The organism is Flavobacterium sp. RSB2_4_14 (genome assembly GCF_051547085.1).
GTDB lineage: Bacteria > Bacteroidota > Bacteroidia > Flavobacteriales > Flavobacteriaceae > Flavobacterium.
The window spans coordinates 86,399-99,940 of record NZ_JBPTTL010000006.1 but is presented as its reverse complement, the minus strand read 5'-3'; the positions used below and the strand labels follow the sequence as shown (position 1 = coordinate 99,940).

At 31.4% G+C, this 13,542-nt stretch carries 11 protein-coding genes; 7 read left to right on the top strand and 4 right to left on the bottom strand.

Annotated features, from left to right (window positions below; translation table 11 throughout):
• Positions 1-4: 4 nt before the first annotated feature.
• A complete protein-coding gene (locus ACSVH2_RS11295) occupies positions 5-385 on the top strand; it encodes a RidA family protein (protein ID WP_438093290.1) in 381 nt (126 codons plus the stop codon).
• Between the two features lie 766 nt (positions 386-1,151).
• Positions 1,152-1,535, top strand: coding sequence for a hypothetical protein (locus ACSVH2_RS11290; RefSeq protein ID WP_438093289.1), 384 nt, complete (start codon positions 1,152-1,154; stop codon positions 1,533-1,535).
• A 157-nt stretch (positions 1,536-1,692) separates the two neighbouring features.
• On the opposite strand, the gene ACSVH2_RS11285 is transcribed toward ACSVH2_RS11290, so the two are convergent.
• From ACSVH2_RS11285 to ACSVH2_RS11270, 4 genes are all read right to left on the bottom strand, one after another.
• Positions 1,693-2,544: a BadF/BadG/BcrA/BcrD ATPase family protein gene (locus ACSVH2_RS11285; RefSeq protein WP_438093288.1), complete on the bottom strand. Its 852-nt coding sequence runs from the start codon at positions 2,542-2,544 to the stop codon at positions 1,693-1,695.
• 90 nt (positions 2,545-2,634) lie between these two features.
• Positions 2,635-3,639, bottom strand: coding sequence for a type I glyceraldehyde-3-phosphate dehydrogenase (gap, locus tag ACSVH2_RS11280; RefSeq protein WP_438093287.1), 1,005 nt, complete (start codon positions 3,637-3,639; stop codon positions 2,635-2,637).
• Positions 3,640-3,675: 36 nt separating this feature from the next.
• Positions 3,676-4,662, bottom strand: coding sequence for a 6-phosphofructokinase (gene pfkA / locus ACSVH2_RS11275; protein WP_438093286.1), 987 nt, complete (start codon positions 4,660-4,662; stop codon positions 3,676-3,678).
• 140 nt (positions 4,663-4,802) lie between these two features.
• A complete protein-coding gene (locus ACSVH2_RS11270; protein WP_438093285.1) occupies positions 4,803-9,350 on the bottom strand; it encodes a translocation/assembly module TamB domain-containing protein in 4,548 nt (1,515 codons plus the stop codon).
• Positions 9,351-9,448: 98 nt separating this feature from the next.
• Here ACSVH2_RS11270 and tsaD point away from each other — a divergent pair, with 98 nt between their 5' ends.
• Genes tsaD through ACSVH2_RS11245 form a run of 5 tightly spaced genes read left to right on the top strand, consistent with a single transcriptional unit; the run spans position 9,449 to position 13,542 of the window.
• Complete coding sequence (gene tsaD, locus ACSVH2_RS11265) at positions 9,449-10,471, top strand: tRNA (adenosine(37)-N6)-threonylcarbamoyltransferase complex transferase subunit TsaD (protein WP_438093284.1); 1,023 nt, start codon at positions 9,449-9,451, stop codon at positions 10,469-10,471.
• A 3-nt stretch (positions 10,472-10,474) separates the two neighbouring features.
• Entirely contained in the window at positions 10,475-11,080 is a 606-nt protein-coding gene (locus ACSVH2_RS11260; RefSeq protein ID WP_438093283.1) for a hypothetical protein, read from the top strand.
• A 2-nt stretch (positions 11,081-11,082) separates the two neighbouring features.
• Positions 11,083-11,790 carry a 16S rRNA (uracil(1498)-N(3))-methyltransferase gene (locus ACSVH2_RS11255; RefSeq protein WP_438093282.1) on the top strand — a complete coding sequence of 236 codons (708 nt, stop codon included), beginning with the start codon at positions 11,083-11,085 and terminating at the stop codon, positions 11,788-11,790.
• Between the two features lie 17 nt (positions 11,791-11,807).
• Positions 11,808-12,446, top strand: coding sequence for a DUF4159 domain-containing protein (locus ACSVH2_RS11250; protein ID WP_438093281.1), 639 nt, complete (start codon positions 11,808-11,810; stop codon positions 12,444-12,446).
• Positions 12,447-12,450: 4 nt separating this feature from the next.
• A complete protein-coding gene (locus ACSVH2_RS11245; protein ID WP_438093280.1) occupies positions 12,451-13,542 on the top strand; it encodes an AI-2E family transporter in 1,092 nt (363 codons plus the stop codon).

Below are 13,542 nucleotides of genomic sequence, written 5' to 3'. Positions count from 1 at the left end.
AATTATGAAAAAAATAATTTATACAGATAAAGCTCCTGCGCCAATTGGACCATACAATCAAGCGGTTTTGATTGGAAACACTTTGTACACTTCAGGGCAAATTGCACTCAATCCTAGCACGATGGAATTAGTTCTTGACGATATTGAAACCGAGACCAAGCAAGTTATGGAAAACATGAAAGCTGTTCTTAATGCTGCCGATATGACTTTTGAAAATGTCGTTAAAACAACTATTTTCATTATGGATATGGGCGATTTTGCTAGCATAAATTCTGTTTATGGCAGTTACTTTGATGAAAAAACAGCTCCGGCTCGCGAAACCGTGCAAGTGGCTAGTTTGCCTAAAGGTGTAAATGTCGAAATTTCAATGATAGCGGTGAAGTAGTAATTTTTGTTCCATTTATAATAGACTGTGTCATTTCATTGGTGGTGTTTGTTTCCCACCTCAAAAACGAACCATCCACCTCAAAAACGAACCGTCCACCCAAAAAACGAACGAATCACCCCATCAAAATAAGAAAACGAGGCTTTTTGCTTCTTCGATGAAGCTTTTTGCTTGTTCAAAGAGGTTATTTACTTCTTCGAAGAGAGTTTTTGCTTGTTCGAAGAGGCTTATTACTTTTTCGATGAGGGTTTTTGCTTATTCGAAGAGGCTTTTTACTTCTTCGAAGAGGTTATTTGCTTGTCCGAAGAGGCTTTTTGTTTGTTCGAAGAGGGTTTTTGCTTATTAGATAAAGCTTTTTGCTTCTTCGATGAAGCTTTTTGCTTGTTTGAAGAGGTTATTTGCTTATTCGAAGAGGTTATTAACTTGGAGGAAGAATCTTTATGATTAATTGAAAAGGAAAATTATTTGTTATATTTGGAGAAAATGCGCTACTGAGTTGCGACAGTCTTCACAGATTTGGGTTTTAATTGCTATTTTATAGATTGTATTAAGATAGTTAGCAAAAAAAGTATTAGCACTAATGCACCTTAAAATGAAAAATACGTTTACATTGATATTTATTGTATTTTCTACACTATCGTTTTCTCAAAAAAATTTGGATGTCAGAATAATTACTAAAAATAACGACACAATTTATTCAAAAATAAAAATTCGGACAAACCCGTTTAATAAAAAACTGATTGATGAAAGTAGTTTTTACAGAACTATGATAATACTCGACGAGAATGGAAAAAAAATAGAAAAAATTAATGCTTCAGAAGTGAAAGAATTAACGTTTGTAAACTTTTATGGTAAAAATAAGATTTATGTAAACAATGGTAAGGCTTTAATGGAGTTGATTTTTAATGGCAAAAAAATTAAATGGTATTATAAAATTTCTACAAATGCATTTGATGGATCAACAATCCTTTCTGACTATATGGTCGACGAAAATGGTAAAGAATATAGCTTGTGGCTATTTTTAAAAGGCTACAAACGAGTACTTTTAGAAGTAACAAAATCAAAACCAGAACTGATTACAGAGATAGAAAACACCGTTTTAACTTTTGACAATGTGATACTTATACTAAAAAAATATGAAGCCGAGTAAGTACTTTTGTTAACATATACTACAACGAATTTAGGCAAAAGGCTTAACTTAAAGTTTGTTTTGGAATTGCAAAGTCAGGATACAAAAAAAAGGGCTACTTTTTATAAGTAGCCCTTTTTTATATGAGATTCCTCCTTCGTCGGAATGACAATAAAAATTATTTATTTAAAACATGATACGCTATCAAACCATCAATGGGTCTTCGCAACACATTGACCATTTTAATGTCATATTTATTGAGTATTTGTTCTAATTCCTCTTTCAAGTAAAAAGCTATTGAACCTACAAAATGTACGGGAACATCATGACAGTTTTCATATTGCATGATATAGTTTTTTGTAAAGTCTTTTAACTCTTTACGAATAATTTTTTTGCAAAAATCATTGTCTTTATGCTTGATAATAAATTTAGCAAATGTAGCTAAGTAGGCATTTGGATTGGCTTCTTTGTACAAATTGGCTTTGATATAATCCGCATCAACGTTGTATTCTTCTTGAAATTCTTTGGCTAATTCAGGAGGCATTGTGTTAAAATAATAGCCACGAAGTAAATGTCTTCCAAAACGATTTCCAGAGCCATCATCCATTACAATATAACCTAACGATTGTACTTTTTGATGCAAAACTTTACCATCAAAATAACTACAATTGGATCCTGTTCCAAGGATACAAACTATGGCTTTCTCTTCTTTGGGAGTTGTAGCATAGACAGCTGCATAAGTATCTTCGTGAACTGTAACGGCTGCATTAGGAAAATATTCTTGAAACACTTTTGATAAAAATTCTTTCATTCTATCGGTTCCACAACCAGCACCATAAAAGAAAAGCTGCTTGGCTTTTGTTTTGTTATGTTCTATATCAAACTTCTCATTAAGACGTGATATAATTTCTTCTTTATCGAGAACTTCGGGATTTAACCCTAATGTTTGTGTCGTGAATAATACTTTTCCGTTGTCATCAATAGCAATCCAATCGGCTTTTGTAGATCCACTGTCAACTAATAGTTTCATATTTTAAGAGTATAGAAAAAAGAATATAGAAAAGAGAATAAAAATAGTGAAAAATCTATTCTCTATCGCTATACTCTTTTTTCATTTTTATTATTTTAAAGCAGCAATATGCACAGATAAATCAATTAATTTACTTGAATATCCATACTCATTATCATACCATGAAACTAATTTAAAAAATGTTGAGTTTAGACCTATTCCTGCTTTCGCATCAACAATTGATGTTCTTGGATCAGAAATAAAATCTTGAGATACTACATCATCTTCGGTGTAACCTAAAACTCCTTTCATTGAAGTTTCTGAAGCTTGTTTTAAAACTTTCATAATTTCTTCATAGGAAGTTTCTTTGGCCACTTTTACAGTTAAATCAACTACAGAAACGTCAACAGTAGGAACACGGAAAGACATACCAGTTAATTTTCCGTTTAAAGCAGGGATTACTTTTCCAACTGCTTTTGCAGCACCTGTTGAAGATGGAATAATATTAACACTTGCTGCACGTCCACCTCTCCAATCTTTTCTAGAAGGACCATCAGCTGTCATTTGCGTTGATGTAGTTGCATGAACAGTAGTCATTAATGCTTCAACAATTCCAAAATTATCATTGATAACTTTTGCCAATGGTGCTAAACAATTGGTAGTACATGATGCATTAGAAACAACCAAATCAGTTGCTTTAGCTTCTGTATGGTTTACACCCATAACAAACATTGGAGCATCGGCAGATGGTGCTGAAATAACCACTTTTTTTGCTCCACCTTTAATGTGTGCGTGTGCAGTTTCAAGTGTGGTGAAAATACCTGTACATTCAGCAACAACATCCACTCCTACTTCATCCCATTTTAGAGTTGAAGGATCTTTTTCTGCAGTAATTCTGATGTGTTTATCGTTTACATAAAGTTTATCGTCTTTCACTTCTACTTTTCCAGCAAAACGTCCGTGAACTGAGTCATATTTTAACAAATAAGCCAAATGATTTACATCTAATAAATCGTTGATGGCAACAACTTCTACATTATCTCTATTAAAGGTTTCTCTAAAAACAATTCTTCCAATTCTTCCGAAACCATTAATTCCTAATTTTACTTTTGACATTTTTTTATAATTTATATTAATTATTCTATTTTACTTTTATGTTGACATGATATCAGAAACTCGAAGTAGTTCTCTATCAATTTCTGAATGTCCTTTTATAGCTTGTTCTAATGGCGTTAGCGCAACTTTATCATTCACTATTCCTACCATGAAATTAGATTTTCCTTCTAAGATAGATTCTACTGCTTTTACTCCTAGTCTACTCGCCAAAACTCTATCATAACAAGATGGCGAACCACCACGCTGCATGTGACCTAAAACAGAAACACGGATATCGTATTCAGGGAAATTTTCTTCGATGTAATCTTTTAACTCAAAAACATTTTTACCAATTTTATCACCTTCAGCAATAACAACAATACTTGACGATTTACCTGCTGCTTTACTTTTTCTTAAAGAATCGAGAAGTCTTTCCAATCCCAAATCTTCCTCAGGAATAAGTATTTCCTCTGCTCCAGCTCCTATTCCAGCATTAAGAGCAATATGACCCGCATCTCTTCCCATAACTTCTACAAGAAAAAGTCGGTTGTGAGAACTGGCAGTATCACGAATTTTATCTATACATTCCACTACGGTATTTAGTGCTGTGTCAAATCCTAAAGTATGACTAGTTCCAAAAATATCGTTATCGATAGTTCCAGGAATTCCCATTACAGGATAATCATATTCGTTATTAAATACTTCGGCACCAGTAAAAGAACCATCACCACCTATAACTACAAGTGCATCAACTCCTGCGGCAACTAAATTTTGATGTGCTTTTTTTCTACCTTCAGGTGTCATGAATTCTTTGGAACGAGCCGATTTTAATATAGTTCCGCCTTTATTAACGATATTGTTAACACTTCTTGGACCCATTTCTTTAAAATCGCCTTCAATCATTCCTTGATAACCTCTGTATATTCCAATACATTCTATATTGTGATAGGCGCAAGTTCTAACAACTGAACGAATGGCTGCATTCATTCCTGGAGAATCTCCTCCTGAAGTTAAAACTCCAATCTTTTTTATGGCTTTTGACATTTTTCTGCTATTTAATTGTAAAATTAGCAAACGAGAAGCAGTTTTTTATCGATATCATCAAGATATTAATAAATCAGGCTGAATTCAATCGTTTTCGTTGATAAGTTTTCGAAAATGATTAATTTTAAAGGAATTCTATATTAATCTTCAACTGGTATAGCTTCTTTATTTGAAGATGGGGTTTCTAAATCCTTATTCTTGTCTTTGTCTTTGTTTTCTTTACTATTCAAATCTGTATTTTCTATATCAGAATCGTGTACATCATTATTTTTTTTTGAAGGCACTTTATCCATTTTGGCATTCTTAAAAATTTTGTTTACCAATTCTTTAAAAGTATCAAAATCAACTTCGTAATTCATCCCAATTCCTTGAGTGTAACCAACACCTTGTCCTATATAAGTAATGTCATTTTCTTTATTAAAAACTCTTAAATTTAAAGTTCCGTCTTCATTTACTCGATATTGTACTTCAACATCGCCTACGATAGCCGTTTCTGTAATTCCTCCAACTGGCACACCTACTTTTCCATTTACGGTTATTCTATCATTAATTTTGGAAGAAAGAGATACTCCAAATCGTCCATCAGTTTGAAGTTCGGGATTTGAATTATTGTCACCAGTTACATATTCTATTCCTAACTGTAGTTTATCATCTTGACCAGCAAATAAATCGTTGAAAACACTACTAGCTTTTTCAAATAAATTATTTGATAATTGGTTTTGACTAACGCCATCTTGACTCAAAAATCCACCAGTTGATAATAAATACAATGCTTGGGTTTGTCGTTTGTCTTTATCATCAAGTTTGTATTGCAATTCCGCTTTTAGCGTACTTCCTACATTTGGGAAATTAATATTAAAATCGGGTTCTGGATTTGTTAAACTTCCTCTCACATCAATAACCACATCTACATCCACTTTTTTACTAAAAGATGGGTTATCAAGCAATACCGCAGGATTTGCACCACCAACTACTTTATAAACTGCCGAAAGATTAAGTGTTGCTGCCAATGGATCTCCTGTCCAGTTAATATAACCACCTTTTTTAACATCAAACTTTTTATCGATTAATCCTCCATATTTAAAGTTATAATATCCTTCGGTGGCCGAGAAATCTCCAAACATTTCAAATTTTCCGAGAGTATTTATTCTAAAAAGTAATGTTCCATTCCCTTTTCCTTTCATGGAATGCCCAGTATTTCTGTCGAGGATTACCTCAACATTGGCGTTATTGGTAATTTCTAAATTAAATTCCAATTCTAAACCATCATAATTTCGATTTTCACCTAATTTAGTTTTGCCCTTATTCAATTTTTCAGCGGTGCTTAAAAAATGAAGATAATCATTCTGACCACTGTCAACTGCATCATTTATTGGGATTTTGATATCGGTTCCTTTAGCAGATATCGCATTTACAGTTATCATTAAACCACTAGTTGGACCTTTTATATTGGCTGATCCATTCATGAATGCATCTCCATAAAAAGCTGCACCTTCAGAGTCAGCTGTATTTAGTACTAAAAGTCTATCGGTGTTTATTGATAAATCCAACTGCCAGTCGGCAAACTGATTGTGTTTTATATAACCACTTAAAGTTCCTTTGGTATCAAATTTAGTGTCAGAAATTGAGGTTTCTCTAATAATAAACTTATTTTCTGTGATATCAACAACAGTTTTGTCCTCAAAAAGATAATCGGTATTCAAATAAGGAATAGTTAAACCAGCTTTATTTACAAATAATCTTCCGTTGTAGTCAAGTTTTTCTACATCACCATCTATTCTAGCATTTCCAGAGGCAAAACCTCTAATATTTGACAAAACATCACCTCCAATTTCGCCCAAAATCCCTAAATTGAAATTATTGAAACTCATATCAACATCCAATAACGTTTGATTGTTCACAATTTCAATAGTTCCTTTAGTATTAAAAGATTCTACATTATTATTTTCTAAACTTGAATTAACGTAGAATTTACTGAGTGTCTCGTCTCCAGAAATATCTAAATTCAAATCTCCAAATTCTATGTCATTAACATGCAAATTACCGATAGTAAGTGAAGATGTGGGTTGAAAAACAGTACTGTTTTGTTTAAAATTTATTTTCCCATTTAGATTGCCTTCAAACTTGAATTTCTCTACATCGGGAGTCACTTTATTCAAATCTACATTTTCAAACGTAAGTTGTAAATCCTTTGATTGCTTATCTTTAATAAAACCCGAAAAATTGATATTTTGATTTTCATGTGAAAAGATTATATTTTCAAATGAAAAGTTTTTTATTTTTTTATCAAATACAATCCGATTATTATCTGTTTCTTCTTTTTCATTGAGATACCAAAGATGGTCTTTGAACTGCAATTCCGATTTTTTAAAACCTACCACATTTTGATTGTCTTTGTTGATGGTATGATACAAGTTTAAGTTGTAAAAATCCAATCCTTGTTTTCCGCCCTTAAATTCAGTTCTGAAAATTAAAGTATCATTTGAAATAGTGTTAATCAAACTAAAATCTCTAACTTTATAATGTTTTGTTTTGATAGAATCTAACTGAAAATAGGAATTATACAAAGGATTTCGATTATCTACTTTTACAATGATGTTATCCAATATATTATCGGAATATTTAATTTGAGGAGAACTAAAATTTAATTTAAAATCCTTTGTATCCGAGCTAATATTTCCTTTCAAAATGGTATTTGTTGCAATTGAAATATCAGGATAAAATATTTCGATAACTTTACTAAAAATTTCAAAATTGAACTTTAAATATTGACCACTTCCAACCTTGTTTGGTTTATAATTGGTATACAAACTTCCCAAAGAATTCTCTACCATTGCCAACAACTGTTTGAATTGAAATTTACCAACCACATTTCCTTCAATGGCATCATCAGAGGCTATTTTTATAGTTCGTTCTCTATTTTCATCAAAAACAGAATTAATATTGAGATATTCTATAAAATAGGTGTCTTTTTTATTTTGATACGATGCCGAGGTTAATATCACATCACCAACTAAATTATCCATAGAATTTCCATTCGTCTGAATTATTAAATCTCCTTTAAAAATGGAGATAGAATCTTTAATGAAATTTAGTTTTTGAAGATTTGCATAATCAATTTTGGCATGGAAATCTATCCTCGTTGCTTTCTTACTTAAATCGACTAATCCATCAAAATCCATCAATAAATTGGGGTCATTACTATTTACTTTTCCTTTAAAAATTGGTTCTTTAAAGCTACCATCAACTATAATTTTGGTATAGGTATATCCGTTGTAAGTTAGTTTATCAATGTCACCTATAAATGTGGTATTCAATAATTTTTGAGTAAAACCTTTCCCATCAATATCAAGATTTAATGAAACCTTGCCCACATCCTTTCTATTGAGCAATGAACCTACATTGAAATCATCAAGAATAACATTTCCTTTGTACTTCGCATTATCAATATTATCGATGTCAGACATTGCAATATCCGACTCTATGATACCTAATGCAGTGTTCATTACAAAATCAGCATTGATGTATTTTTGTGTCAATTCTGTTTTTCCAACAAAAGTAAATTGTCCAAATTTTTGTAATGAAGAAGGCAGTTTTTTACCTAGAATATTGGGCAATAATTTAGTTAAATCGTTATAATTTGATGTTATTTTATCAAATTCACCTTTCATGAAAAAAGTTCCAGGACTTCGTGGAAATAAGTTTTTAAAGTTGACATCGCCTTTAATAATAGAATTATTATTGTCCTTTAAAAACAAATTGGTTAAGTAAAAATCATTCAGCGTTCCTTTGATGGTGGATTGTAAATTGAATACTTTGTCTTTCCCCATTTCGTCATAAAAATACCTGATATCATTAGTAGCAATTACGGAATTATCCATAATAATATCAAAAATCACTTTGTTATTAAAATTGCTAAAGTCTTTTTTATCCCTATCGTATTTTAAAACAACTTTCCCTTTGATATGAGATTCTTCTGTTTCTAAGTTTAGGTTTTCAAGTGCTATTTTTTTCTTGGTATAAGTAAAATCAGAAGCTAAGTTTTTAACAATCAAACCTCTGTGGTCTTTGAAAGACATTTTTTTTATGTTTGTAGTAACATTTGCCCCTTTGATTTGAAATGTTTTCAAATGAGCATTTAGCTGAGAGAAATCAACATCTTTTGGGTTTTCTCTGTTATAATCCATTAAAGTAAAATGAGAATCCTTGATGTAAACGTTGGTAGATTGTAATAAAAATTTGCCCGAACCAGGTTTTCCATCATCAAAAGCAGCAATAAAAACATCTAAGTTTGTTTCTTTCTCTTTCTTATAATTGACAATATTTAGGGTGAAATTGTCTAATCGTAAATCACCAAACTTTAATTTTCCGTTTACTAAATTTTTAAAGCCTAAAATAGTTGTTTTTATCCTTTGAGCATAAATCAAAGTATCTTTATGATGGTCTAAGATTAATACTTTTTTCAACTTAACGCCACCAAAAAAAGTTATAGCAACTTCGTCTATATTTATGTTCGTTCCAAAATCTTTATTGATTTTTTCGGTGGCATAATGAGCAATCTTAGTTTGAACATAGGGTAACGAAAGTGAAATACTCAGCAATAACAAAAGCAAAAGCAACACAACAATGGTGCGAAATAGAATTATTCTAAATTTTTTAAACCTACTATTTACTTTTATTTTTTCCAATTATTATTCTGACTTAGGAAAGAAAATTACCTTTGTGAAAAATAGTTACATTTGATTTTTCATTGGATTGTCAAATATAATTCAAATATTGTGCCTTTATGCATCCAGACGACGTTTTTATTCTAGCCATTGAAAGTTCCTGTGACGATACTGCCGCAGCTGTTTTGTGTAATAACAAGGTACTTTCTAATGTGGTAGCGAGGCAAAATATTCATGAAGAATATGGTGGCGTTGTGCCTGAGTTGGCCTCAAGAGCGCATCAACAAAATATTGTTCCTGTTATTGATGTTGCCTTAAAAAAAGCAAACATCCCCAAAAATCAACTTTCGGCTATTGCCTTTACGCAAGGTCCAGGTTTGATGGGTTCACTTCTGGTAGGTTCGTCTTTTGCAAAATCATTATCGATGGCGTTGAATATTCCGTTGATTGCGGTTCATCACATGCACGCACACATTTTGGCTCATTTTATTGACGAAGAAGGTTTTGAAAAACCAGCATTTCCGTTTTTGGCTTTGACCATTTCTGGCGGGCATACACAAATTGTGAAAGTCAGCAGTTTTTTTGACATGGAAATCTTGGGCGAAACTACAGATGATGCTGTGGGTGAAGCATTTGACAAAACCGCAAAAATACTGGGTTTTCCTTATCCTGGTGGTCCATTAATTGATCAATTTGCCAAGGAAGGAAATCCTAAAAAATATACTTTCACCAAACCAAAAGTTCCCAATTTGGACTTTAGCTTTTCTGGACTGAAAACACAGATTTTATATTTCATTCAGAAAAATGTATTGGAAAATCCCAATTTTATAGAAGAAAATAAAAATGATATTTGTGCTTCAGTTCAAAATATCATCATTGAGATACTGATGGATAAATTGAAAATGGCTGTGGCTCAAACTGGCATAACACAAATTGCTATTGGCGGTGGTGTTTCGGCAAACTCTGGAATTAGACAAACCTTGCTCGATGCCCAAAACAAATATGGCTGGAAAACCTTTATTCCAAAATTTGAATATACTACCGATAATGCTGCGATGATAGGTATTGTGGGATATCATAAATTTTTAGACGATAAATTTGTGGATCAATCAATTTTTTCTAAAGCGAGAATTGAGTTTTAAATAATGAAAAAAATAATTATATTTTTATTGGCTTTTCCTATTTTTTGTGCTTGTAATAAAAAACAGGTAAATAAAACCGGTATTACAAAAAATCAAATCGTTGATAAAAAGGTTGAGCTGAGAGAAATATTTCCAGATTTTATTCAATTAAAGGAAACTGATTTTAATCAATACGAATATGGTAAAAACTCAAAATGGTTTCTAAACAATACTAATAAACTCTATTTCATTCCTTACACTGATTATTCAGTTACAAATATTATTCTAACAAACAGGAAATTGGAAGATAAAAATTTAATTGACCTTTTAAATACTGAAGGAGTTAATATAAGTGATAGTTTAAATGCTATAAAGATTGATAAAATTGAAACTAACAAAAAAATTAGTTTGGGAATTTCAAAAAAATATGCAGAAGAAGTGTTTGGTCAACCAAATTTTAAAAAATATAATGTGTTAAAATGGAATTTTAAAATGTTAGATAACGACAAAAATTACATTAACGGCTATTTGAAACCTTTTGTTCTTGATGATTTAGGTTTTAACATCGAAATGAATTTTGATGAAAATGATAAATTACATACACTAATTTACTCTTACGACGTTCCATAAAAATGCAACTATTCTACAATCCATCCATAGCCGAAACCGAAACTTCCTTTGTTTTTGACAAAGAAGAAAGCAAACATATTATCAAAGTTTTGCGAAAAAAAGAAGGCGATATTTTGCATGTAACCAATGGTTTGGGGTATTTATTTGTGACAGAAATAGCCATTGCTTCTGATACAAAATGTACAGTAAAAATAGCTTCATTTGAAAAACAAGAAAAGCCTAAATTCCATTTGCATCTCGTTGTTGCTCCAACTAAAATGAATGAACGTTACGAATGGTTTCTCGAAAAAGCTACCGAAATTGGCATACAAGAAATCACCCCAATCATCTGCGAACATTCCGAAAGAAAAGTGATTAAAACAGATCGATTTCAGAAAATATTGGAAACTGCCATGAAGCAATCGTTGCATTATTATTTACCAAAATTAAATGAACCCATTGCCTTTAAAGATTTTATAAAGCAAGAATTCAACAGTCAAAAATTCATTGCACATTGTGAAGAAACCGATAAAAAATCATTGAAAAATGAATTGAAGACCAATGAAGATGTGACCATTTTAATTGGTCCAGAAGGTGATTTTTCTGTTAAAGAAATTCAATTAGCTATTGAGAACAACTATATTCCTGTATCTTTGGGCAATACGCGCTTACGAACTGAAACTGCTGCGATAGTAGCATGTCATAGTGTGGTTTTTAATAATGAAAATTGATAAACGATTTTTGATTTATGAAAAAAATATTTTTTCTTTTTTTACTGATTTCTTCTTTCTGTTTTTCCCAAGAAATAGCGCTTTTAAAATATAGCGGCGGTGGCGATTGGTATGCGAATCCAACTTCGTTGCCTAATTTGATTAAATACGCTAATCAAACCATAAACACCAATATAAAACCAAAACCTGCGACTGTTGAACCTGGAAGTCCAGATATTTTTGGTTATCCGTATGTGCACATGACAGGTCATGGTAACGTGGTTTTTAGCGATGCAGAGATTGTGAATTTGAGAAACTATTTGTTGTCTGGAGGATTTCTTCATGCCGATGATAATTATGGAATGGATCAATATATTAGAAGAGAAATCAAAAGAATTTTCCCAAATAATGATTTGGTAGAAATTCCTGCTAATCATCCCATTTTTCAGAAACCAAATGTTTTTGCGAATGGTTTACCAAAAATCCACGAACACGATAACAAACGACCACAAGCGTTCGGAATTTTTATCGAGAACAGATTGGTTTTACTCTACACTTTTGAGTGCGATTTGGGCGATGGTTGGGAAGATCAAGAAGTGCACAATGACCCCAAAGATGTTCGTGAAAAGGCATTGAAAATGGGTGTAAATATTTTAAATTACATTTTTAAAAATTAAAAATATGATTACTTCAAGAGTTATTACAAACGGGATATTGAAAGCAATTGCTATTATAGTTTTATCAGCTTTAGGACTCTATTTTTTATACCTCATCCAATCTGTTATAATCTATTTGGTTGTTTCACTAGTTTTAACGCTGATTGGAAATCCTATATTAGATTTTTTTAAAAACCGATTAAAATTCAACCATACTCTTGCCACAATAACTACTATATTTATTTTTCTTTCCCTAATTACAGGTATAATAATGTTGTTTGTACCTCTCATCTTGGATCAAGGAAAAAATTTATCTCTTTTGAACACAGCAGAAATTGAAAAAGATATAATTTTATTGAAAGATCAAATTGCATCTTTTTTAGAAAGTCACAATATCGATTCCTCAAAACTAATGAGTGATGCAGGTGTTCCAACTGAATTAAATTTTAGCTTTCTAACCAACTTTTTCAATTCTTTAATAGGAACTATAAGCAATTTTGGTGTTGGCTTAGCATCGGTAATGTTTATTACGTTTTTCTTTCTAAAAGAACGTAGAATTTTTATTGAAAATGGAAAGTATTTAATTCCAGATGCGCATCAAGAAAGAATACTAAATTCCCTTCATAAAATTAATCATTTATTGTCGCGTTACTTCATAGGATTGTTATTGCAACTATTCATTGTCTTTATTCTATATTTATGTGTGTTACTAATTTTTGGTGTTGAAAATGCATTAGTCATTGCCTTTTTATGTGCTGTATTAAACATTATACCATATATTGGTCCGTTAATAGCATCAGTTATTGCGGCCATTTTGACGATGTTATGTCACCTTGGTGGAAATTTTCAAACCGAAATTTTACCAGTAACTATTTATGTAATGATAGGTTTTTGGGTAGTTCAATTAATTGACAATAACATTTCATCACCGCTTATTTTCTCTAAAAGTGTCAATTCTCATCCATTAGAAATTTTTCTGGTCATCTTAATTGCAGGTTTCCTATTTGGAATTACAGGAATGATTATAGCAGTCCCTTTTTATACTATTTTAAAGGTATTTGGAAAGGAATTTTTTCCAAAAAATAGATTTATCGAGTTACTTACAAAAAATATTTAG